This is a genomic window from Streptomyces sp. NPDC040432 (assembly GCF_055595445.1).
Window position 1 is genome coordinate 157,447 of record NZ_JBVIVP010000004.1, and the last position, 22,189, is coordinate 179,635.

Consider the following 22,189-nt stretch of genomic DNA (forward strand, 5'->3'; position numbering starts at 1 on the left):
TCGGCTCAGACCAGACGCCGGACGGTGTACGCCACGCCGGCCGGCCGGTCCGCCTCGCCCAGGTACGCGTGGCCCCGCATCACGCACCAGGCGGGGATGTCCAGGCGCGCGACCTCGTCGTCGGACAGGACGGTGACCGTCCCCCCGACCGGCACGGTCCCGATGGCCCGGGCCAGCTCGATCACCGGCTGCGGGCAGCGCAGCCCGAGGGCGTCCAGCTCCAGGGAGTCCGCGACGGGCGCCACCGCCGGCACCTCCGACACACCGAGCTTCTCCCGTACGCCGGCGACCGTGCCCGGCAGCACGTCCAGGAAGCCGTTGACCTGATCGGCGGTGGTGCCCGGCGGCAGGGAGACCCGTACGTTCCCCTCCGACAGCACCCCCATCGCCCGCAGGACGTGACTCGGGGTCAGCGTGGAGCTCGTGCAGGAGGAGCCGGACGACACCGAGAAGCCGGCCCGGTCCAGCTCGTGCAGCAGGGTCTCGCCGTCGACGTACAGACAGGAGAAGGTGACCAGGTGCGGGAGCCGACGCTCGGCATCACCCACCACCTCCACGTCCGGGACCAACCGGGCCACCCGCCGCCGGATCCGGTCGACCAGGATCCGCAGCCGGGCCGCCTCCGCCTCGGCCTCCGCCCGCACCGCACGCAGCGAGGCCGCCGCCGCGACGACCGCGGGCAGGTTGACGAAGCCGGGGGAGCGGCCCGACTCCCTTTCGTCCGCGGGCCCTTGGGGGGAGAACCGGACCCCCTTGCGGACGGCCAGCAACCCCACCCCGGGGGGCCCGCCCCACTTGTGCGCGCTCGCGGTGAGGAGGGACCACGCCCCCTCGACCGGGCCCCAGCCCAGCGACTGCGCCGCGTCGACCAGGAGCGGAACCCCGGCCGCCGCGCAGGCCTCGGCCGTCTCCGCCACCGGCTGGACCGTGCCGACCTCGTGGTTGGCCGACTGGAGGCAGGCCAGCGCGGTGTCCGGGGCGAGCGCGGCCGCGTACGCGGTGGGCCCCACCGCGCCGAACCGGTCCACCGGAACCTCCGTCACGGTGCCCCCGGCCGCCGCGTGGGCGTCCGCCGCGTGCAGTACAGAACTGTGTTCGACCGCCGAGACGACCAGATGGCCCCCGACCCGCCGGCGCCCCGCGAGGGCCCCCGCGATGCCCGTGTGAACCGCGTGCGTTCCCGAAGGAGTGAACACGAGCTCGTCGGGACGGCAGCCCACGGCCTCGGCCGCCGCCTCGCGCGCGGCGTCCGACAACAGCCGCGCGCGGCGACCCTCCCGGTACAGCCGGGCCGGGTCCGCCCAGCCCTCGTCCAGGGCGGCCTGCAGGGCCTGTCGGGCCACGGGGTGCAACGGGGCGGCGGACGCGGTGTCGAAGTACGGCATCGGGCCACGCTAACCCCCACCGCGCGACCGCCCGGGTCAGGGGCCGTCAGATGTCTTCCGGAGGGCGCCATTCAGGGCCGGATGGCCCGTCCCCCGTACGGCGGATCCACCCCTTCGGGGTCAGTAACGGCGCGTTGGGCACCCTCCCCGCGCGACCCCAAATAGCGTCCAGTAGGGTTTGGTCCGCATAAACATCCAAACCCCTGCCTGCGTCAGGGCCGGCGACCGACCCGAACACGGCCGCGGCCGGCCGCGCGGGCCGAGACTCTCGGGAAGGCGCTACGTGAGTCCCTACGGCTCCGACCGCTCGCCGCGGCGCCCGATGCGGCGGAAGCTGCTGCAGGCGCTGACTGCGGGCGTGGTCCTGGCGACCGCCACTGGTTGCTCGTACACCTGGAAAGACTTCCCCCGCCTCGGAATGCCCACCCCGGTCACGGAGGAGGCGCCTCGCATCCTCTCCCTGTGGCAGGGATCCTGGGCGGCCGCTCTCATCACGGGCATCCTGGTGTGGGGCCTGATCATGTGGAGCGTCATCTTCCACCGGCGTAGCCGGACGAAGATCGAGGTCCCCGCGCAGACCCGGTACAACATGCCCATCGAGGCGCTGTACACCGTGGTCCCGCTCATCATCGTCTCGGTGCTCTTCTACTTCACCGCGCGTGACGAGTCGAAGCTGCTCTCCCTCTCCGCCAAGCCGGCGCACACGATCAACGTGGTCGGCTTCCAGTGGAGCTGGGGCTTCAACTACATCGAGAACGTCGACGGCGACGCGGCCACCCCCCGTTCGAGGGAGCTGCCGAAGTCCGGTGAGGCCGAGGACTCCGCACCGCGGATGACCACGGTCCCCAAGGAGCTCGACTCCATCCCGGACCGTTTCACCAAGGACTTCCCGGCGGGCGCCGAAGGCGTCTACCAGAAGGGCGTCCCCAGCGACCGGAACCCGCAGACGGGTAACCCGGGGCCGACCCTCTACCTGCCCAAGGGCGAGAAGGTCCGCTTCATCCTGTCGTCGAACGACGTCATCCACTCGTTCTGGGTGGTGCCCTTCCTGTTCAAGCAGGACGTCATCCCCGGTCACACCAACGTCTTCGAGGTGACTCCGTCGCAGGAGGGCACCTTCATGGGCAAGTGTGCCGAGCTGTGCGGTGTCGACCACTCCCGGATGCTCTTCAACGTCAAGGTCGTCTCCCCCGAGAAGTACCGGGAGCACCTGAAGGAGCTTGCCGAGAAGGGTCAGACCGGCTTCCTGCCGGCCGGCATCAAGCAGACCGACCCGGCCCGGAATGCGGAGATCAACAAACTGTGAGCATCCTCAACGAATCTCAGGGTGCCGCCGCAGCCGACTCGTACGAGAACGAGCTGCCGGTACGGCGCAAGCAGCCGGGCAATGTCGTCGTGAAGTGGCTCACCACCACCGACCACAAGACCATCGGCACGATGTACCTGGTCACGTCGTTCGTGTTCTTCATCATCGGCGGGATCATGGCGCTCTTCATGCGCGCCGAGCTGGCCCGACCGGGCACGCAGATCATGTCGAACGAGCAGTTCAACCAGGCGTTCACCATGCATGGCACGATCATGCTGCTGATGTTCGCCACCCCGCTCTTCGCGGGCTTCGCCAACTGGATCATGCCGCTGCAGATCGGCGCGCCCGACGTGGCGTTCCCGCGGCTGAACATGTTCGCGTACTGGCTGTACCTCTTCGGATCGACCATCGCGGTGGCCGGCTTCGTCACCCCCTCGGGTGCCGCCGACTTCGGTTGGTTCGCCTACTCCCCGCTGTCGGACGCGGTCCGCTCGCCGGGCATCGGCGCCGACATGTGGATCATGGGTCTGGCCTTCTCCGGCTTCGGCACGATCCTCGGTTCGGTCAACTTCATCACCACGATCATCTGCATGCGCGCGCCCGGCATGACGATGTTCCGCATGCCGATCTTCACCTGGAACGTGCTGCTGACCGGTGTCCTGGTCCTGCTGGCCTTCCCGGTGCTGGCCGCCGCGCTCTTCGCGCTGGAGGCCGACCGTAAATTCGGTGCACACGTATTCGACGCGGCCAATGGCGGCGCATTGCTGTGGCAACACCTCTTCTGGTTCTTCGGACACCCAGAGGTGTACATCATCGCGCTGCCATTCTTCGGAATCATTTCCGAGGTCATTCCGGTCTTCTCGCGCAAGCCGATGTTCGGTTACATCGGTCTGATCGCCGCGACGATCGCGATCGCCGGCCTTTCGGTGACCGTGTGGGCGCACCACATGTACGTCACCGGCGGTGTGCTGCTGCCGTTCTTCTCCTTCATGACGTTCCTCATCGCGGTACCGACCGGTGTGAAGTTCTTCAACTGGATCGGCACGATGTGGAAGGGCTCGTTGTCCTTCGAGACGCCGATGCTCTGGGCCGTCGGCTTCCTGATCACCTTCACCTTCGGTGGTCTGACCGGCGTCATCCTGGCCTCGCCCCCGATGGACTTCCACGTCTCCGACTCGTACTTCGTCGTCGCGCACTTCCACTACGTCATCTTCGGCACCGTGGTCTTCGCGATGTTCTCCGGATTCCACTTCTGGTGGCCGAAGTTCACGGGCAAGATGCTGGACGAGCGCCTCGGCAAGATCACCTTCTGGACGCTGTTCATCGGCTTCCACGGCACCTTCCTGGTGCAGCACTGGTTGGGCGCCGAGGGCATGGCGCGCCGTTACGCGGACTACCTGGACGCCGACGGATTCACCGCGCTGAACACGATCTCCACGATCAGCTCGTTCCTGCTCGGCCTGTCGATGCTGCCCTTCATGTACAACGTCTGGAAGACGGCGAAGTACGGGAAGAAGATCGAGGTCGACGACCCGTGGGGCTACGGCCGTTCGCTGGAGTGGGCGACCTCCTGCCCGCCGCCGCGGCACAACTTCCTCACCCTCCCGCGGATCCGTTCCGAATCCCCGGCGTTCGACCTGCACCACCCGGAGATCGCGGCCCTCGACCACCTTGAGGACCACGGCGCCGGCACCAAGGCCGTCACCGGTGGCAAGGAGGCCGGCAAGTGAAGATCCAGGGCAAGATGTTCCTCTGGCTCTCCTTCTTCATCCTGATCATGGCCGTCGTGTACGGCGTGTGGTCGAAGGAGCCCGTCGGCACCACCGCGCTCTTCCTGGCCTTCGGCCTGAGCGTCATGATCGGCTACTACCTGGCCTTCACGGCCAAGCGCGTGGACGAGATGGCCCAGGACAACCTGGAGGCCGACGTCGCCGACGAGGCGGGCGAGCTGGGGTTCTTCGCCCCGCACAGCTGGCAGCCGCTCTCGCTGGCCATCGGTGGCGCCTTCGCCTTCATGGGCGTCATCTTCGGCTGGTGGCTCATGTACTTCTCGGCCCCGATCATCCTGATCGGCCTGTGGGGCTGGGTGTACGAGTACTACCGCGGTGAGAACCAGAACCAGTAGGACCTGCGGTACCCGCGGCGAAGCCGCACCACTTGGGGCCCGGACACCTCTTCGGAGGAGTCCGGGCCCCTCGTTTGCAGTCATCCCGCGCGCCGTAATTGTCATATCTTCATAGCGTTGGCTCCATGAAGCACTCACCGCGTCTTTGGACGGTACTCAGCTGCTCCCTGCTGGTCGCGTCCCTCGGGGCCGGAGCCACCGCATGCGGGTCCGGCGAGAAGAACCCGCTGTCAGTCCGCCCGTACGACGCGGGCGAGCACGTCGCCTTCAACCTGGCCCCGGGCGGTCGCCCCGCCGACCCCGACAAGCCCCTCGAAGTCACCCTCAAGGGCAACGAGTCCCGGATCACCGACGTGACGGTCGTGGACACCCACGGACGGCGCCTCGCGGGCGAACTCTCCGCCAAGGGCGACCGCTGGCACAGCACCGCCTCCATGGCCGCGGGCGTGCACTACGCGGTCACCGTGACCACGGAGAACGAGCGCGGCGAGCCGGGGCAGCGCACGCTGGCCTTCGACACAACGCCGGCCGACGGGGTCCTCAAGGTGGAATTCGGCCCGGACGAGGGCAAGTACGGCGTCGGCCAGCCCATCACCGCCGAACTCAACGAACCCGTCAAGGACAAGGCGGCCAGAGCCGTCGTGGAACGGGCCCTGGTCGTCGACGCGGCGGACGGCGTCGAGGGCGCCTGGCACTGGATCGACGACAAGCACCTCCACTACCGGCCCAAGGACTACTGGCCGGCCAACACCAGCGTCACCGTACGGAGCAACCTGGAGGGCGTCCGGGTGTCCGACGAACTCCACGGCGCCGCCTCGAAGCCGCTCAAGATCGACTTCGGCGACCGGGTGGAGGTCACCACCGACGCCGCCTCGCACTACATGTCGTTCCGCCGGAACGGGGAACTGGTCACCACCCTTCCGGTGACCACCGGCAAGCCCGGCTTCTCCACCCGCAACGGCATCAAGGTGGTGCTCGGCAAGCAGTACTACGTCCAGATGCGCGGCGACACCGTCGGCATCGGCGGCAGCGAGTACTACAACCTGCCCGTCTACTGGGCGACCCGTGTCACCTGGAGTGGTGAATACGTGCACGCCGCCCCGTGGTCCATCTCCTCGCACGGCGTCGCCAACGTCAGCCACGGCTGCACCGGCATGAGCACCGGCAACGCCGCCTGGTTCTACGAGAACATCACCGAGGGCGACATCGTCAAGGTGATCAACAGCATCGGCGACGACATGGACATCTTCGGCAACGGCTTCGGCGACTGGAACATGGACTGGAAGGACTGGAGGGAGGGCAGTGCCCTCCTCAAGGGCACCCAGGAAGGCCGCAGTCCCATCGACCAGGCCCGCCTGCGCCCGACCGTCTAGGAAGCGACCCGGAAGCCCCACGAGCGCCCCTGAGGGGCCCGTGGGGCTTCCGGGTCGTTCTACGCGTCCAGGGACAGCCGGGGCCGCAGGAGGCCCGCCAGGACCTCCGGGAAGTCCACCGGATCAACCGGAAGGGTGACGGCGGCGTCGGCGCGGCTCCACGTGGCCAGCCAGGCGTCCTGCGGACGCCCCATCAGCAGCAGCACCGGGGGGCACCGGAAGATCTCGTCCTTGATCTGCCGACACACGCCCATGCCCCCGGCCGGGACCGCCTCGCCGTCCAACACGCAGACGTCGATGCCGCCCTCGTCCAGGGCCGTCAGGACCGCCGGAAGCGTCGCGCACTCCAGGAACTCCACCGGCGGCAGGTCCGCCGCCGGCCTGCGACCGGCCGCGAGCCGCACCTGCTCCCGGGTGCCCGCGTCGTCGCTGTAGACCAGAACCCGCGCAGTCGCCCGCATTTCGTTCCTCCACGTGTCCGTGAATCACGCTGATGATGCGCGGGATGCTACTCCGTCCGACCCGCTGTCAACATCGGTTCGCACAGCCCCGCCCGTGCCGCCGGAAGGACGATCTGATGGGCCGTTCGGGCCTTGCACACCCCCCTGACACTCCGAACGGCACCCCCCGGGGTGAGGGCGGGATAAGCGACCGACATAATGTCGGTCGTGGCGACAGCAACGACAGTAGATACCGGGCACGCGCACCCGACGGTCAACCGGCCGAACCTCGTCAGCGTCGGAACCATCATCTGGTTGAGTTCCGAGCTGATGTTCTTCGCGGCCCTCTTCGCGATGTACTTCACCCTGCGATCCGTGACGGGTGCCGAGTACTGGACAGAGCAGGCTTCGGCCTTGAATCTGCCCTTCTCGGCGACGAACACGACGATCCTGGTGCTCTCCTCGCTCACCTGCCAGCTCGGCGTATTCGCCGCCGAGCGCGGTGACGTGAAGAAGCTCCGATCGTGGTTCATCATCACGTTCGTCATGGGTGCGATCTTCATCGGCGGCCAGGTGTTCGAGTACACCGAGCTGGTCAAGCACGAGGGGATGTCCCTCTCGTCCGGACCGTACGGCTCGGTCTTCTACCTGACCACCGGCTTCCACGGTCTGCACGTGACGGGCGGTCTCATCGCCTTCCTGCTGGTCCTCGGCCGGACGTACGCGGCCAAGAGGTTCACCCACGAACAGGCCACGTCGGCCATCGTCGTGTCCTACTACTGGCACTTCGTCGATGTCGTCTGGATCGGCCTCTTCGCGACGATCTACCTGATCAAGTAGCGAACACGTCGCCGGGCCCGGCTCGGCACTCCATCCAGAAACACCGACGCAGAAGATCCTGACACCGGGGTAATCCGTGAAAAAGCTCTCCGCACGACGACGCCATCCGCTGGCGGCGGTCGTCGTTCTACTCTTCGCGCTGGCGGTCACTGGGGGGCTGTACGCCGCCTTCGCGCCCGCGGGCAAGGCGCAGGCCGACGAAACCGCCCAGTCCCTCGCCATCGAGGAGGGCAAGAAGCTCTATGCCGTGGGCTGCGCAAGCTGCCACGGTACCGGCGGTCAGGGTTCCTCTGACGGCCCGAGCCTGGTGGGCGTCGGCTCCGCCGCCGTCGACTTCCAGGTGAGCACGGGCCGCATGCCCGCCCAGCAGCCCGGCGCCCAGGTGCCGAAGAAGCCGAACATCTACTCGCAGGCCCAGATCGACCAGCTCGCGGCGTTCATCGCTTCGCTCGGCGCCGGCCCGATCACGCCCACCGAGAAGCAGTACGACCCGGCCGGGGCGAACATCGCCAAGGGTGGTGAGCTCTTCCGCAACAACTGCGCGCAGTGCCACAACTTCACCGGCGAGGGCGGCGCCCTGACGAACGGCAAGTACGCCCCGAACCTTGAGGACGTCTCGCCGAAGCACATCTACGAGGCCATGCTCACCGGCCCGCAGAACATGCCCTCCTTCCCGGACAGCACGATGCCGGAGCAGGGAAAGAAGGACATCATCGCGTACCTCCAGAACGTCAACGGCGAGAAGTCGACCAACCCCGGTGGTCTCAAGCTCGGTGGCCTCGGCCCCGTCTCCGAGGGTCTGTTCGGCTGGATCTTCGGTCTGGGTGCGCTGATCGCTGTCGCCGTCTGGGTCGCGGCCCACACCGCTAAGGCCAAGAAGTCATGAGTAGCCAAGACATTCCCGAAGAGAAGCACCTGCCGAGCGAGCAGGGCGACGCCCACCACGGTGGCGTGGCGGTCGCGGACGACCCGTTCGCCGACCCGGGCCTGCCGGTCCACAAGCCCCGTATCCAGGACATCGACGAGCGGGCGGCGAAGCGCTCCGAGCGCACCGTCGCGATGCTGTTCACGTTGTCGATGCTGGCCACGGTCGCCTTCATCGCCTCGTACGTGATCTTCCCGGTCGACAAGATCGTCTACATCTTCCCCATCGGGAAGGTGAGCGCGCTGAACTTCGCGCTCGGCGTCACCCTGGGCACGGCGCTCTTCTGCATCGGCGCGGGCGCGGTCCACTGGGCCCGCACCCTGATGTCCGATGTCGAGGTCGCCGCCGAGCGCCACGAGATCGCCGCTCCGCCGGAGGTCAAGGCGCAGGTCCTGCAGGACTTCGCCGACGGCGCGAACGAGTCCGGCATCGGCCGCCGGCCCCTGATCCGCAACACCCTGCTCGGCGCGCTGGCCCTGGTGCCGCTCTCCGGCGTGATGCTGCTGCGCGACCTGGGCCCGCTGCCCGAGGACAAGCTCCGCAAGACCATCTGGGCCAAGGGCAAGCTGCTCATCAACCAGAACACGATGGAGCCGCTGCGTCCCGAGGACATCCTGGTCGGCTCGCTGACCTTCGCCAAGCCCGAGGGCCTGGAGGAGGACGCGCACGACTACATGTCCCAGATCGCCAAGGCCGCCCTGATGATCGTCCGCATTCAGCCGGAGGACATCAAGGACAAGAAGGAACTGGAGTGGTCCCACGACGGCATCGTGGCCTTCTCCAAGATCTGTACCCACGTCGGCTGCCCGATCAGCCTGTACGAGCAGCAGACGCACCACGTGCTCTGCCCGTGCCACCAGTCCACTTTCGACCTCTCCGACGGCGCCCGTGTCATCTTCGGCCCGGCCGGTCACGCGCTTCCGCAGCTGCGGATCGGCGTGAATGACGAGGGCTTCCTCGAAGCGCACGGCGACTTCGAAGAGCCCGTCGGTCCTGCATTCTGGGAGCGCGGATGAGCACTGCCACAGACAACAAGACGGGGCGCAAAGCGCCCGCCGGCGAGCGCGTGGCCGACTGGGCGGACGGTCGCCTGGGCATCTACGGCCTCGCCAAGGCCAACATGCGCAAGATCTTCCCGGACCACTGGTCCTTCATGCTGGGTGAGATCTGCCTCTACAGCTTCATCATCATCATCCTCACGGGTGTGTACCTGACGCTGTTCTTCCACCCGAGCATGAACGAGGTCGTGTACCACGGCTCGTACGTGCCGATGCAGGGCGTCCGGATGTCCGAGGCCTTCGCCTCGACCCTGGACATCAGCTTCGACGTCCGCGGCGGTCTGCTCATCCGGCAGATCCACCACTGGGCGGCACTGATCTTCGTCGCGGCGATGATGGTGCACATGATGCGCGTCTTCTTCACCGGCGCGTTCCGCAAGCCGCGCGAGATCAACTGGATCTTCGGCTTCCTGCTGCTGGTCCTCGGCATGTTCACCGGTTTCACCGGTTACTCGCTGCCGGACGACCTGCTCTCGGGCACCGGTGTCCGCTTCATGCAGGGCGCGATCCTGTCCGTGCCGGTCGTCGGCACGTACCTGTCGATGTTCCTGTTCGGCGGGGAGTTCCCCGGCCACGACTTCGTGGCCCGGTTCTACTCGATCCACATCCTGCTGCTGCCGGGCATCATGATGGGCCTGCTGGTCGCCCACCTGATCCTGGTCTTCTACCACAAGCACACCCAGTTCGCGGGCCCCGGCAAGACGAACAACAACGTCGTCGGCATGCCGCTGCTGCCGGTCTACATGGCGAAGGCCGGAGGCTTCTTCTTCCTGGTCTTCGGCGTCATCGCGGCCATCGCGGGCATCGCCTCGATCAACCCGATCTGGGCGCTCGGTCCGTACGTCCCGGACCACGTGTCCACGGGCGCGCAGCCCGACTGGTACATGGGCTTCTCCGAGGGCCTCATCCGTGCGATGCCGGGCTGGGAGATCAACCTCTGGGGCCACACGCTGGTCCTGGGCGTGTTCGTCCCGCTGGTGATCTTCCCGCTGGTGCTGGCGACGATCGCGGTCTACCCGTTCGTCGAGTCCTGGGTCACCGGCGACAAGCGCGAGCACCACATCCTGGACCGCCCGCGCAACGTCCCGACCCGTACCGCCTTCGGTGTGGCCTGGCTGACCTGGTACGTCATCCTGCTGATCGCCGGTGGAAACGACATGTTCGCGCAGTACTTCCACCTCTCGATCAACTCGATCACCTGGTTCGCCCGGATCGGCTTCTTCGTCGGCCCGGTCATCGCCTTCGTCATCACCAAGCGGATCTGCCTCGGCCTCCAGCGCCGGGACCGGGACAAGGTGCTGCACGGTCGCGAGACCGGCATCATCAAGCGCCTGCCGCACGGTGAGTTCGTCGAGATCCACGAGCCGCTCCCGCAGGGTCAGCTCCACACGCTCACCTCGTACACCACGTACGAGCCGGTCGAGATCGGCCCGACGGTCGACGAGAACGGTGTCGAGCGCAAGGTGAAGGCCACCGAGAAGCTGCGCGCGAAGCTCAGCAAGGGCTACTACGCCGAGGGCAACCAGATCCCGAAGCCCACGGTGGAGGAGTACAAGGAGATCCAGAGCGGCCACGGCCACCACTGATCCCCCGCACGACCGCTTGAGGGATTGATTTCGGTCAATCCTGGTGTCGCCACGGCGAGAGCCCCGTCCACTGTCCGGACGGGGCTCTTCGCCGTCCCCGGGGCTGGATAGGCTGGTCCCCTTCCCATTCGACGTGGCAACCTCACCAGGCAGCAGGAGCGGACCATGAACGTTGTGACCCCGGCAGGCGGCGACAGCGTGGCGGCCCGTGGCTGGCCGGGCATCCTCGACGCCCTGCTGACCGGTCGGAACCTCGGTGCGGACGACACCGCCTGGGCGATGGACCGCATCATGCGCGGGGAGGCCACCGACGCCCAGATCGCCGGCTTCGCCGTCGCGCTGCGGGCCAAGGGGGAGACCGTCGCGGAGATCAACGGGCTCGTGCGGGCCATGTACGAACACGCCAACCTGATCGAGGTCCCGGGCCGGACCGTCGACATCGTGGGCACCGGCGGCGACGGCGCCAAGACCGTCAACATCTCCACGATGTCGGCGATCGTCGTGGCCGGCACGGGCGCGAAGGTCGTCAAGCACGGGAACCGGGCGGCGTCCTCCGCGAGCGGTTCCTCCGACGTGCTGGAGAAGCTCGGTGTCAACCTCGACCTCACCCCCGCGCGCGTGGTCGAGGTCGCGGAGGAGGCCGGGATCACCTTCTGTTTCGCCGTCAAGTTCCACCCCGCGCTGCGCCACGTGGCGCCGGCCCGCAAGGAACTGGGCATCCGGACGACCTTCAACTTCCTCGGTCCCCTGACCAACCCGGCCAGGGTACGGGCCCAGGCCACGGGCGTCGCCGATCCCAGGGTGGCCCCCATCATGGCCGGGGTGCTGGCCGAGCGGGGCTCCTCCGCCCTGGTGTTCCGCGGTGACGACGGCTTCGACGAGCTGACCACCACGGCCACCTCCCGGGTGTGGTGGGTCCGCGACGGCTCGGTGACCGAGTCGTCCTTCGACCCCCGCGACATCGGCATCGAGCTCGTCGACGTCTCGCAGCTGCGGGGCGCCGACCCGTCGTACAACGCCGACGTCGCCCGCCGGCTGCTGGCGGGCGAGACCGGGGCCGTCCGGGACGCCGTACTGCTGAACTCGGCCGCGGCCCTGGTCGCGCTCGACCCGGGGACGGGCTCCCTGGAGGAGCAGCTCGCGGCGGGCGTGACCCGGGCGGCCGAGTCCATCGACTCGGGATCCGCTCGCGCCGCGCTGGAGCGCTGGGTGAAGGCGAGCAACGCCTGAGGCACGGTTTCGGCCAAGACCCCGGTCCGCATCGTGGACCGGGGTCTTGCGCACGGGAGATCGTGTGGCAGGATTCTGACCAGGTCACGAGTGACAGCGTTTAGGCCCCGGCTTGCTGTCCGGCAACCCTCCTTCCGTGGCGGGGTGCCCCGGGTGATGACCAGGCCGTAGGCAGCGAGGTCTACGGCAAGCGCGGATCCCTCGACACCAGGGGTCCTGGTCCTTCGAGGAGCGTTTTCCGTGAGCAAGCGAATGCGATAGGGCGACTCCGCCCCCACTTCACCCCTCGGACCGGGGCCGCTTCCGTGCACCCCGTGTCACTTCCGAGGGCTTTCCCGTACCCCGACGGCCGCAGCGCCGCATCCGCGTACGGGTACTCCGAAGCCATTCCGCCCTGCCTGCCGGGAGATACCGCCATGTCCGCATCCCTGAACGCCGCCGTCACCGCCGCCATCTCCACCGACACCGTCGTGTGCGCCGACGCCCCCGCCTGCGGCGAGCCGCTGGCCGTGCTCGGCCGCGACGTCACCGTCCCGCTCGTGACCGGTGGCGAGGTCACCTACGCCGCCCTGGACTACGCGGCCAGCGCCCCCGCTCTCCAGCGGGTCTGGGACGACGTCGCCGCGTACGCCCCCTACTACGGCAGCGTCCACCGCGGGGCCGGCTACCTCTCCCAGCTGTCCACCGACCTCTTCGAGCAGAGCCGCGTCGCCGTCGCCGAGTTCCTCGACTGCCGGCCCGCCGACCAGGTGGTCTTCACGCGGTCCACCACCGACTCCCTCAACCTGCTCGCCGCGGCCCTGCCGGCCGACTGCCAGGTGTTCGTCTTCGAGACCGAGCACCACGCCTCCCTGCTGCCCTGGACGAACGCCCGCGTCACCTACCTCAACGCCCCCCGCACCCCCGGCGAGGCCGTCGCCGGCCTGGAGCGGGCGCTCGCCGACCGCGAGCCGTACGGCCCGGCGCTGGTCTGCGTCACCGGCGCCTCCAACGTCACCGGCGAGCTGTGGCCGGTCAAGGAACTCGCCGCCGCGGCGCACGCCCACGGCGCGCGGATCGTGCTGGACGCCGCCCAGTTGGCCCCGCACCACCCCGTCTCCGTCCGGGACCTCGACGTGGACTGGGTCGCCTTCTCCGGCCACAAGCTCTACGCCCCCTTCGGCTCCGGGGTCCTCGCCGGCCGCGCCGACTGGCTCCAGGAGGCCGACCCGTACCTGGCCGGCGGTGGAGCCTCCCGCAAGGTGGCCCGCCGCGAGGACGGCGGCGTCGACGTCGAGTGGCACACCACCGCCGCCCGCCACGAGGCCGGCTCCCCGAACGTCATCGGCGTCTACTCGATCGCCTCCGCCTGCAAGGCCCTCAAGGAGGCCGGGTTCGAGAACCTGGTCGCCCGCGAGAACCACCTCATCGCCAAGGTTCGCGAGGGCCTCGCCGAGGTCCCGGCGGTCCGCGTCCTGTCCCTGTTCGGGGACGACGCCCCGCGCGTCGGAGTCATCTCCTTCGTGGTCGACGGCTGGAACAGCTCCCACTTCGCCGCCGCCCTGTCCGCCGAGTACGGCATCGGCGTCCGCGACGGCCTCTTCTGCGCCCACCCGCTCGTCCGCACCCTGCTCGGCAGCGAGCCGCAGGAGCCGGGCGAGTGCGGGGCGCCGGAGGCCGCGCCGGGGGAGCGCTCGCTGAACGCCATCCGCGTCAGCTTCGGCGCGGGCACCCCCGACGAGCACGTCGAGCGCTTCGTCCACGCGGTGAAGGAACTCGTCGCGGACGGTGCGAAGTGGCAGTACCGCACCGAAGAGGGCCGCTGCGTCCCGGCCGTCTGACATCGTTCGGGGCATGACGTACCGGGACCCGATACCCGTGATCCGTGCGGCCGTCGGCAGGTCGCTGCCCGGTTGGAACCCCCGCGCCCAGGTCCTGTACGACCGGTCGGGGCCGGCTCCCGACGGCGGGGAGAAGCGCGACTGGCGCAGCGTCCCCGGCCCGTTGTACGCGGCGAACACGGACACCTGCCCGACCGGCAGCATGTGCGCCCCGGCGCTCGTGCCCCGCCCGGGTGGGCGAGGCGTTGCCCGGGCTCTGAACGCCGCGCGTCGGGAGGGCTACGCGTCGAGGCCGATCGCGAACGCGGCTTCCAGGTCGTGCTGGGAGTACGTGCGGAACGCGACGTGCGTGTCCGTCGCCTCGACGCCGGGGATCTTGCTGATGCGGCCCGGGATGATGTCCGCGAGGTTCTCGTGGCGGGCGACGCGGACCAGCGCGATCAGGTCGTACGTCCCGGTGACGGAGTAGACCTCACTGACGCTGTCCAGCTGGGCGATGGACTCGGCGATCTCGGGGATGCGGTCCACGCTGGTCTTGATGAGCACGATCGCGGTGATCACGGTTGGCTGTCTCCCTCGCCGGCAGTCACTGGTCGCCTCACTCTAGTCGTACGCCGATAACGGGCCCACGCGTACAGGAAGCCCAGGGAGAAGCCCACGACGTGGGCCAGATAGGCGACCCCGGGGCCGCTCTCCGCCCGCTGCGCCGCCAGCCATTGCAGGCCGAACCAGAAGAGCAGCACGATCCACGCGGGGAAGCGCAGCGGTAGGAACAGCAGGAACGGGAACAGGCTCGTCACCCGGGCCCGCGGGAACAGGCAGAGGAACGCGCCGAGCACCGCCGAGATCGCGCCGGACGCGCCGACCAGGGTCTGGTCCGAGGCGGCGTTGGCGGCCGCGTACGCGGCCAGCGCGAGGTATCCCGTGCAGACGTAGAAGACGAGGAAGGGCGCCCGGCCCATTCGTTCCTCCGTCATCGCCCCGAAGACGTACAGGAAGAGCATGTTCCCGAGCAGGTGCAGCCAGCTGCCGTGGATGAACAGCGCCGTCAGCGGGGTGAGCAGCGGTCGACCGGCTCCCGAGAACAGCTCGTCGGGGACCACGCCCCAGTGCCGGAAGTACGCGGTGCCCGTTTCGGTCAGCCGGTCACCCGTCCCGTAGGAGGGGTTGAGGCCCGACGCCGGGCCGAGGACGAACGCCACGCAGCAACCGGCGATCAGCGCGTACGTGATCACCGGGCCCCGGGCGGCCTCGCGGACGGTCCGCCACCTTACGATCATGCGACAGAGCATGACGCAGGTGGACCCCCTCGGGGGTGGTGCCAGGCCGTAGGGTTACGTGCGCGGTCCGCGGACCGCCGCGGAAGGCTTTAATTGAATGAGTCAAGAAGGAGAGAGCGGCCTGATGACGGTTCCCTTGCCGACCGACACCACCCGGTGGCGCTGCACGCTGTGCGGCAACCTCACGAGGTTCGACGTCACCCGATCGTCGAAGGTCGTGGAATACGTCCACCTGGACCTCGCCGGGGAGCCCAAGGTCGAGGAACGCGAGGTGGTCAGTGAGACCATCGAGTCGGTCCGCTGCCGCTGGTGCAACGCTGTGGACCAGATCGAGCTCGTGGACAGGCCGGGCACCGACTCCTGACGGAGCCGGGCCCACAGTAGATCACGGTAGGGGTGACGGATTGTGGAGCCAGCAAGCGGCGCTGAGCCGGCCGACGAGGCCGGCGACGCCGCCGAGGTGCTCGACCGCCCGCTGCCCGAAGGCGTGCGGCGCCGGGTCGTCGCGCTCGTCTCGGACGCCTTCGGTGGCCTGACGGTCGCCGACCTCCCGGCGCAGCTGCGCCAGTACGCGCGGTTCACCCCGACCCGGCGCGCCAAGTTCGCGGGCAACGCCATGGCCGCGGCCGTGGAGACGGACGCCGTCTTCCGCGGCCGGGTCGCGGAGAAGCTGCGCGAGGCGCAGCCGGAGCTGACCGGCGCCCTGGAGACGGGCGCGCCGCCCGCCGCGGCCGACCCGCTCGACGTCGCGGCGGCCGCCTACGTGCTGCGCCCGGCCGGCTGGGTCAAGCTGGTGGCCTCCGCGGGCGAGGAGGCGCAGCGCGCCGACGCCGAGCGGGTGGGCGACGAGACGCGCCGCGAACTGGAGCGGCTGCGCGAGGAACTGGCCCAGGTGCGGGAGCTGCAGCGCTCGGGCGGTGAGCAGGTGCGCGCCGATCTCGAAGCGGCCCGCAAGGAAGCCGAATCGCTTCAGCGCAAGCTGCGCAGCGCCCTGAGCGACGTCAAGCGGGGCGAGGCCGCCCTGCGCAAGGTGGGCGCCGAGATCGACGGGATCCGGGGGGAGGCCGCCGCGCAGGTGGCCGCCGCCGAGAGCGAGTCCCGGCGGCTCAAGTCCCGCCTCGCGGAGGTGGAGTCGGCGCTGGAGATCTCGCGCCGGGCCACCCGGGAGGGGCGCAGCATCGAGGACATGCGGCTGCGGTTGCTGTTGGACACCGTCCTGGACGCGGCGGCCGGGCTGCGGCGCGAGCTGGCGCTGCCGCCGGTCAACACCCGTCCCGCGGACACCGTGGACGCGGTGGAGCCGGGCCGGATGACGCCGAAGGACATCGCCGCGCGGGCCCTGTCGGAGACCGATCCGGCGTTGCTGGACCAGTTGTTGGCGCTGCCCCAGGCACATCTGGTGGTCGACGGCTACAACGTGACGAAGACCGGCTATCCGACGATGCCGCTGGAGAAGCAGCGGCTGCGCCTGCTGGGCGGGCTGTCGATGCTGGCCGCGCAGACCGGCGCCGAGATGACCTGCGTCTTCGACGGGGCGGAGCTGGCGGCGCCGGTGCTGCTCGCCCCGCCGCGCGGGGTGCGGGTGCTGTTCTCGAAGGCCGGTGTGACGGCGGACGAGCTGATCCGTCAGCTGGTGCGGGCCGAGCCGCCGGGCCGTCCGGTGGTCGTGGTCTCCACCGACCGGGAGGTGGCCGACGGGGTCGCGAAGGCGGGAGCCCGACCCGTGACGTCCGCTCTGCTCCTGAAGAGGCTTTCGCGCGTTTCGTAACTGCTGGGCGTGATGCCGGGATTGGCGGTGTCGGGGGAGGACCCACCGTCAGTCCGCCGGCACGCAGCGTGCGCCGTTGGTAAAGAAGCGGGCAGGGCGAGGGATTTTGCCGTACGGGTATTTGAAGTGATCAAGCGCGGGTCACTAGGGTCTGCTCAAACCTTCGTGCGGTAGTTCACTCATTCGAGTGGCGACGGGGTTGCCGCCGGGCGTGCGTTCCCCCTCGGCGGTCCGAGGAAGAAGGAGCTCGTCTCCGTGGCGTCCCACCGTCGACCCAAGCACCCGGCCCGCGCGCGCGTGACCGTGCTCACGGCCACCGCCGCCGCGGCGGTCGCCCTCTCCTCGCACTCGGCCGTGGCCGCCCCGGACAAACCGAACAAGGACGAGGTCAAGACCAAGGTCGACACCCTCTACGAGGAGGCCGAGCAGGCCACCGAGAAGTTCAACGGGGCCAAGGAGCGCCAGGAGAAGCTGGAGAAGGAGATCGCCCAGCTCCAGGACCGGGTCGCCCGCGGCCAGGACGAGCTCAACACCCTGCGCAACACGCTCGGTTCGATGGCCACCGCCCAGTACCGCGGCGGCGGCTTCGACCAGTCCGTGGAGCTCTTCCTCTCCACCGACCCCGAGAGCTACCTCGACAAGGCCGCCACCCTCCAGCAGTTGAGCGGCAAGCAGGTCGACGCCATCGGCAGGATCCAGGACAAGCAGCGCACCCTCGCGCAGCAGCGCCAGGAGGCCTCGGGCAAGCTCGCCGACCTCGACGCCACCCGCAAGGAGCTCGGCGAGAAGAAGAAGGCCTCCCAGGACAAGCTCGCCGAGGCCCAGGCCCTCCTCAACACGCTTACGGCACAGGAGCGCAGGCAGCTGAAGGACGAGGAGGCGAAGGCCGGCGAGGCCGCCCGCGGCGAGGGCGAAGGCGCCCCCGCCGCACCGCCGGCCAACGCCTCCGGCCGGGCCGCCGCCGCGCTGGCCGCCGCCAAGACCAAGCTGGGCAGCGCCTACATATCCGGCGCCGAGGGGCCCAGCGCGTTCGACTGCTCCGGGCTGGTGCAGTGGGCCTACAAGCAGGCCGGGGTCTCCGTCACCCGCACCACCTACACCCAGGCGAACGAGGGCACGCGCATCAGCCGGAGCCAGCTCCAGCCCGGTGACCTCGTCTTCTTCTACGGCGACCTGCACCACGTCGGCCTGTACGCGGGCAACAACACGACCCTGCACGCCTCCAACCCGCGCGGCGGCGTCAAGTACGAGTCGATCGACAACATGCCGTTCCAGTTCGGCGTCCGCCTCTGACCCGCCCCGCCCCCACCGGGGACGCGCCCGCGCACCGCCCATCCGGGCGAATTCCCGCACCCTGCCACGACCGCACGCCCCGCCCATGACCTGCGTCTGAGGCGGGGCGCCGTCATGTGGGCCGGCCGGCGGTCGTTGGTCGGGGCGTGTTCGCGCGGCTACTGTCTGCCAGCGCGGAACCCGGCACACGGCCGTCCACGGAGGGCGGACCCGGGCCCCGCGCAGCGGAAGGGAGCGGTTCCACGTGGCGTCCCATCGCCGGCCCGGGCTCACCAGCCTCGACCGGAACACCAAGGTCACCGTTTTCACCGCCGCGGCGGCCACCGCCGCCGTAGCCATGACGGGCGCACCCGCCGGTGCGGCCCCCGGCCTGCCGCAGGAGCCCCCCTCGGGTACCCGGGCCCAGGTCGACCGGCTCTTCGAGGAGGCCGAGCAGGCCACCGAGCGGTTCAACGAGGCCGGTGAGAAGGCCGACCGGCTCCGCGCCGACATCGGTCGGTCCCAGGACGCGGTGGCCCGCGCCCAGGACCGGATCAACACCATGCGCGGGGTCCTCGGCACCTTCGCGGGAGCCCAGTACCGCTCCGGCGGCCTCGACCCCACCGTCGAGCTGATGCTCTCCGACGACCCGGACGACTACCTGGACAAGGCCGCCGTCCTCAACCGGCTCAGCGGCCGGCAGGCCCGCCAACTGGGCGAACTCCGCGAGGAGCAGCGCCGCCTCGGCCAGCAGCGCCAGGAGGCCTCCCACAAGCTGGCCGAGCTCGACTCCCTGCGCGCCGACGTGGCCCGCCACAAGCGCTCCGTCACGGCCAAGCTCGCCGCCGCCCGCCGGCTGCTCAACGAGATGCCCACCGCGGAACGCGCCGACTTCGAGCGGTCCTCGCGCTCCGGCGGCCGCCCCGGCGCGCTGCCCGAGCCGGTTGGTTCCGGGCAGGCGTCGGGTCGGGCCATGACCGCGGTGATGGCCGCCCGCGCCGCGGTGGGCAAGCCGTACGTGTGGGGCTCCACCGGCCCCTCCGGCTTCGACTGCTCCGGGCTGATGGTGTGGTCGTACCGGCAGGCGGGCGTCTCCCTGCCGCGCACCTCCCAGGCCCAGCGCGGCGCGGGCCGGCAGGTCCCGCTCTCGCAGGCCCGGCCCGGGGACCTGGTGACGTACCGCTCGGACGCCAGCCACGTGGGGATGTACGTCGGCAACGGGCAGGTCGTCCACGCCCCGTACCCCGGGGCCCGGGTGCGCTACGACCCGGTCGGGATGATGCCGGTGTCCTCGGTCACCCGGCCGTAGCCCCCGTACCGGCCGGCGCGCTGCGTACGATCGACCGGTGACCCCCCTGTTCCGCGTCGTCGTCCGCCTCCTGCTGCCGTGTCTGCTCGCGGCGGCCGGATGCACGGCGCCCGCCCCGGCCGGCGTCGACGGGCGGGACGTCCGGCGGGCCGTCGCCGACTGGTCCGCGGCCCCGCCCGCCCGGCTCGCCGGGATCCCGCTGGAGGGCTGGTCGTACGAGGTCACCTCGATCCGGCGGGACGGCGACCGGGCCACCGCGCTCGCCCGGCTGCGGTACGGCTTCGCCGGCCACGACGACGCCCCCGCCGGGGCGGACCGCGAGGTGCGGCTCACCCGGGGCCCGGCCGGCTGGCGGGTCGACGGCGACCGGCCCGCGCCCGGGGCGTTGCCGCAGCTGTGGGACCAGGGCGAACCGCTGGTGGCGCGGGGCGCGCACGCGCTGGTCCTCGGCGTCGGGCAGAGCCCGCGGACCCTCTCGGACATCGCCGCGGAGGCCGACCGGGCCGTGCCCGCGGTGACCTCGGCCCGGCCCGGGAAGTGGGCCGGACGGGTGGTGGTGCTGGTGCCCGGCTCCCTGGACGCGATGGCCGCCCTGCTGGGCCGACCGGCCGACGTCTACCGGGGCCTGGGAGCCGTCACCACGGGCAGCACCGGGAGCGGCCCCGCCCCCGCCGACCGGATCGTCGTCAACCCGGAGGGATACGCGCAACTGTCCGAACGGGGGCGGCGGATCCTGCTGACCCACGAGACCACCCATGTGGCCACCCGCGCCGCGACCACCGCCATGACCCCGCTGTGGCTGTCCGAGGGCTTCGCCGACTGGGTGGCGTACCGCGGCACCCGGGTGGCCCCGGCCGAGGCCGCGCCCGCCCTCGCCCGGGCCGTGCGGAGCGGGGAGGTCCCCGCCGAACTCCCCCCGGACGAGGCCTTCTCCTTCGGCGGTGACCCGCAGGCGCAGGCCAGGGCGTACGAGGGCGCCTGGCTGGCCTGCCGACTCGTCGCGGACAAGTGGGGCGAGGCCGCGCTGATCGCGCTGTACGAACGCGCCGGCCGCGAACCGCTCCCGACCGCGCTGGCGGAGACCGTCGGGGGAGACGCCGCCGGCCTGACCACCGCCTGGCAGGCGGCGCTGCGCACGGAACTCGGCCGGAACGCGCCCGTCGGCGGCGGACCGGGCGCGGCGGACCCGGCCCGGGCGCGTCCGGTACTTTGACCGGTGATGCACAAGACGCTGATCGTGACCAACGACTTCCCGCCGCGCCCGGGCGGCATCCAGGCCTTCCTGCACAACATGGCGCTGCGCCTGGATCCCGAACGGATCGTCGTCTACGCCTCCACCTGGAAGCACGGTGAGGAAGGCCGCGCGGCGACCGCCGCATTCGACTCGGAACAGCCGTTCCAGGTGGTGCGCGACAGTACGACGATGCTCCTGCCGACCCCCCGGGTGACCCGGCGGGCGGTCGGCCTGCTGCGCGAACACGGTTGCGAGTCCGTGTGGTTCGGGGCGGCCGCCCCGCTGGGGCTGATGGGCCCGGCGCTCCGGCGGGCGGGCGCGCGCCGGCTGGTCGCCACCACGCACGGCCACGAGGCCGGCTGGGCCCAACTGCCCGCGGCACGGCAACTGCTGCGCCGCATCGGCGAGGGCACGGACACCCTGACGTACCTGGGGGAGTACACGCGCTCGCGGATCGCCTCGGCGGTGACCGACCGGGCGGCGGCGCGGATGGTGCAACTCCCGCCGGGGGTGGACGAGAAGACCTTCCACCCCGGTTCCGGCGGCGCCGCCGTGCGGGCCCGGCTGGGACTGACGGACCGCCCGGTGGTGGTGTGCGTCTCCCGGCTGGTCCCGCGCAAGGGGCAGGACACCCTGATCGAGGCGATGCCGCGGATCCTGGCAGCGGTGCCGGACGCGGTGCTGCTCGTCGTGGGCGGCGGCCCCTACGAGGCGGACCTGCGCAGGCTCGCCGAGTCCACCGGGGTCGCCCGTTCCGTGGTCTTCACCGGGGCCGTGCCGTGGGCCGAACTCCCGGCGCACTACGGCGCGGGAGACGTGTTCGCGATGCCGTGCCGGACCCGGCGGGGCGGCCTGGACGTGGAGGGGCTCGGCATCGTCTACCTGGAGGCCTCGGCGACGGGCCTGCCGGTGGTGGCGGGTGACTCCGGCGGCGCGCCCGACGCCGTACTGGACGGGGAGACGGGCTGGGTCGTCCGCGGCGGCTCCCCCGAGGAGGCGGCCGACCGGATCACGGCCCTGCTCCAGGATCCGGAACTGCGCCGCAGCATGGGCGAGCGGGGCCGCGCCTGGGTCGAGGAGAAGTGGCGCTGGGACCTCCTCGCGGAGCGGCTGCGCGAGCTGCTGTAGGCGGGACCCGGGCCCCTCGCCGCTGTGGGCGGGACCCCGGCCCCCGCCGGGGAGAGGGGACCGCGGAGGGGGATTATCGCCGCCGGGGGTCCCCGCGCGGGCCGAGTCCG

At 70.5% G+C, this 22,189-nt stretch carries 20 protein-coding genes and 1 riboswitch; of the genes, 16 read left to right on the forward strand and 4 right to left on the reverse strand.

All coding sequences use genetic code 11. The features are described 5' to 3' along the window. Positions 1-5 precede the first annotated feature (5 nt). Complete coding sequence (locus tag ACZ58N_RS10980) at positions 6-1,385, reverse strand: aminotransferase class V-fold PLP-dependent enzyme (protein WP_471157782.1); 1,380 nt, start codon at positions 1,383-1,385, stop codon at positions 6-8. A 283-nt stretch (positions 1,386-1,668) separates the two neighbouring features. Here ACZ58N_RS10980 and ctaC point away from each other — a divergent pair, with 283 nt between their 5' ends. The 4 genes from ctaC to ACZ58N_RS11000 all read left to right on the forward strand — a co-directional run bounded on the left by ctaC (position 1,669) and on the right by ACZ58N_RS11000 (position 6,189). Next, positions 1,669-2,691 carry an aa3-type cytochrome oxidase subunit II gene (gene ctaC / locus ACZ58N_RS10985; RefSeq protein ID WP_471157784.1) on the forward strand — a complete coding sequence of 341 codons (1,023 nt, stop codon included), beginning with the start codon at positions 1,669-1,671 and terminating at the stop codon, positions 2,689-2,691. Continuing rightward, positions 2,688-4,421, forward strand: coding sequence for an aa3-type cytochrome oxidase subunit I (gene ctaD / locus ACZ58N_RS10990; RefSeq protein ID WP_281204603.1), 1,734 nt, complete (start codon positions 2,688-2,690; stop codon positions 4,419-4,421). Before ctaC ends, ctaD begins: the two co-directional genes overlap by 4 nt. Then, positions 4,418-4,816, forward strand: a complete 399-nt coding sequence (locus ACZ58N_RS10995) for a cytochrome c oxidase subunit 4 (RefSeq protein WP_215140600.1) — start codon at positions 4,418-4,420, stop codon at positions 4,814-4,816. Before ctaD ends, ACZ58N_RS10995 begins: the two co-directional genes overlap by 4 nt. A 125-nt stretch (positions 4,817-4,941) precedes the next feature. After that, a complete protein-coding gene (locus ACZ58N_RS11000; RefSeq protein WP_471157785.1) occupies positions 4,942-6,189 on the forward strand; it encodes a L,D-transpeptidase in 1,248 nt (415 codons plus the stop codon). A gap of 59 nt (positions 6,190-6,248) precedes the next feature. Here the strand turns inward: ACZ58N_RS11000 and ACZ58N_RS11005 are convergent, their stop codons facing one another. Next, positions 6,249-6,650 (reverse strand): DNA-binding transcriptional response regulator, encoded by a 402-nt coding sequence (locus tag ACZ58N_RS11005; RefSeq protein ID WP_281204605.1) that lies wholly within the window; start codon positions 6,648-6,650, stop codon positions 6,249-6,251. 198 nt (positions 6,651-6,848) lie between these two features. Between ACZ58N_RS11005 and ctaE the strand changes: the two genes are divergently transcribed. The 6 genes from ctaE (at position 6,849) to ACZ58N_RS11035 (ending at position 14,088) form a co-directional block, all read left to right on the forward strand. Beyond that, on the forward strand, positions 6,849-7,469 hold the full coding sequence (gene ctaE / locus ACZ58N_RS11010) for an aa3-type cytochrome oxidase subunit III (RefSeq protein ID WP_281204606.1): 621 nt from the start codon (positions 6,849-6,851) through the stop codon (positions 7,467-7,469). Between the two features lie 76 nt (positions 7,470-7,545). Further along, positions 7,546-8,355: a cytochrome bc1 complex diheme cytochrome c subunit gene (qcrC, locus tag ACZ58N_RS11015; protein ID WP_389711370.1), complete on the forward strand. Its 810-nt coding sequence runs from the start codon at positions 7,546-7,548 to the stop codon at positions 8,353-8,355. Then, positions 8,352-9,410 (forward strand): cytochrome bc1 complex Rieske iron-sulfur subunit, encoded by a 1,059-nt coding sequence (gene qcrA, locus ACZ58N_RS11020; protein ID WP_389711371.1) that lies wholly within the window; start codon positions 8,352-8,354, stop codon positions 9,408-9,410. The genes qcrC and qcrA overlap by 4 nt, the downstream gene beginning before the upstream one ends. After that, positions 9,407-11,038 (forward strand): cytochrome bc1 complex cytochrome b subunit, encoded by a 1,632-nt coding sequence (gene qcrB, locus ACZ58N_RS11025; protein ID WP_471157788.1) that lies wholly within the window; start codon positions 9,407-9,409, stop codon positions 11,036-11,038. The genes qcrA and qcrB overlap by 4 nt, the downstream gene beginning before the upstream one ends. A 165-nt stretch (positions 11,039-11,203) precedes the next feature. Then, positions 11,204-12,268 (forward strand): anthranilate phosphoribosyltransferase, encoded by a 1,065-nt coding sequence (gene trpD, locus ACZ58N_RS11030; protein ID WP_471157790.1) that lies wholly within the window; start codon positions 11,204-11,206, stop codon positions 12,266-12,268. Positions 12,269-12,350: 82 nt separating this feature from the next. Next, positions 12,351-12,467, forward strand: a riboswitch (SAM riboswitch). Positions 12,468-12,684: 217 nt separating this feature from the next. Next, positions 12,685-14,088, forward strand: a complete 1,404-nt coding sequence (locus ACZ58N_RS11035) for an aminotransferase class V-fold PLP-dependent enzyme (RefSeq protein WP_471157791.1) — start codon at positions 12,685-12,687, stop codon at positions 14,086-14,088. Between the two features lie 279 nt (positions 14,089-14,367). Here ACZ58N_RS11035 and ACZ58N_RS11040 read toward each other — a convergent pair whose 3' ends face one another. Together ACZ58N_RS11040 and ACZ58N_RS11045 are read right to left on the reverse strand one after the other, a co-directional pair. Next, positions 14,368-14,649: an Lrp/AsnC family transcriptional regulator gene (locus ACZ58N_RS11040; protein ID WP_007263678.1), complete on the reverse strand. Its 282-nt coding sequence runs from the start codon at positions 14,647-14,649 to the stop codon at positions 14,368-14,370. Further along, positions 14,646-15,368 carry a rhomboid family intramembrane serine protease gene (locus ACZ58N_RS11045; protein WP_471157792.1) on the reverse strand — a complete coding sequence of 241 codons (723 nt, stop codon included), beginning with the start codon at positions 15,366-15,368 and terminating at the stop codon, positions 14,646-14,648. Before ACZ58N_RS11045 ends, ACZ58N_RS11040 begins: the two co-directional genes overlap by 4 nt. Before the next feature lie 124 nt (positions 15,369-15,492). Here ACZ58N_RS11045 and ACZ58N_RS11050 point away from each other — a divergent pair, with 124 nt between their 5' ends. The 6 genes from ACZ58N_RS11050 (at position 15,493) to ACZ58N_RS11075 (ending at position 22,079) form a co-directional block, all read left to right on the forward strand. Next, positions 15,493-15,732: a hypothetical protein gene (locus tag ACZ58N_RS11050; RefSeq protein ID WP_007263676.1), complete on the forward strand. Its 240-nt coding sequence runs from the start codon at positions 15,493-15,495 to the stop codon at positions 15,730-15,732. A gap of 39 nt (positions 15,733-15,771) precedes the next feature. Beyond that, the gene (locus ACZ58N_RS11055; RefSeq protein ID WP_471158292.1) at positions 15,772-17,136 is read left to right on the forward strand and encodes an NYN domain-containing protein; all 1,365 of its coding nucleotides are present in this window, start codon (positions 15,772-15,774) and stop codon (positions 17,134-17,136) included. Positions 17,137-17,391: 255 nt separating this feature from the next. Next, complete coding sequence (locus ACZ58N_RS11060; protein ID WP_471157794.1) at positions 17,392-18,429, forward strand: C40 family peptidase; 1,038 nt, start codon at positions 17,392-17,394, stop codon at positions 18,427-18,429. Between the two features lie 244 nt (positions 18,430-18,673). Further along, the gene (locus ACZ58N_RS11065; protein ID WP_471157795.1) at positions 18,674-19,717 is read left to right on the forward strand and encodes a C40 family peptidase; all 1,044 of its coding nucleotides are present in this window, start codon (positions 18,674-18,676) and stop codon (positions 19,715-19,717) included. A gap of 37 nt (positions 19,718-19,754) precedes the next feature. Further along, a complete protein-coding gene (locus ACZ58N_RS11070) occupies positions 19,755-20,930 on the forward strand; it encodes a hypothetical protein (RefSeq protein ID WP_471157797.1) in 1,176 nt (391 codons plus the stop codon). A 6-nt stretch (positions 20,931-20,936) separates the two neighbouring features. Then, entirely contained in the window at positions 20,937-22,079 is a 1,143-nt protein-coding gene (locus tag ACZ58N_RS11075) for a glycosyltransferase family 4 protein (RefSeq protein WP_471157799.1), read from the forward strand. Positions 22,080-22,189 lie beyond the last annotated feature (110 nt).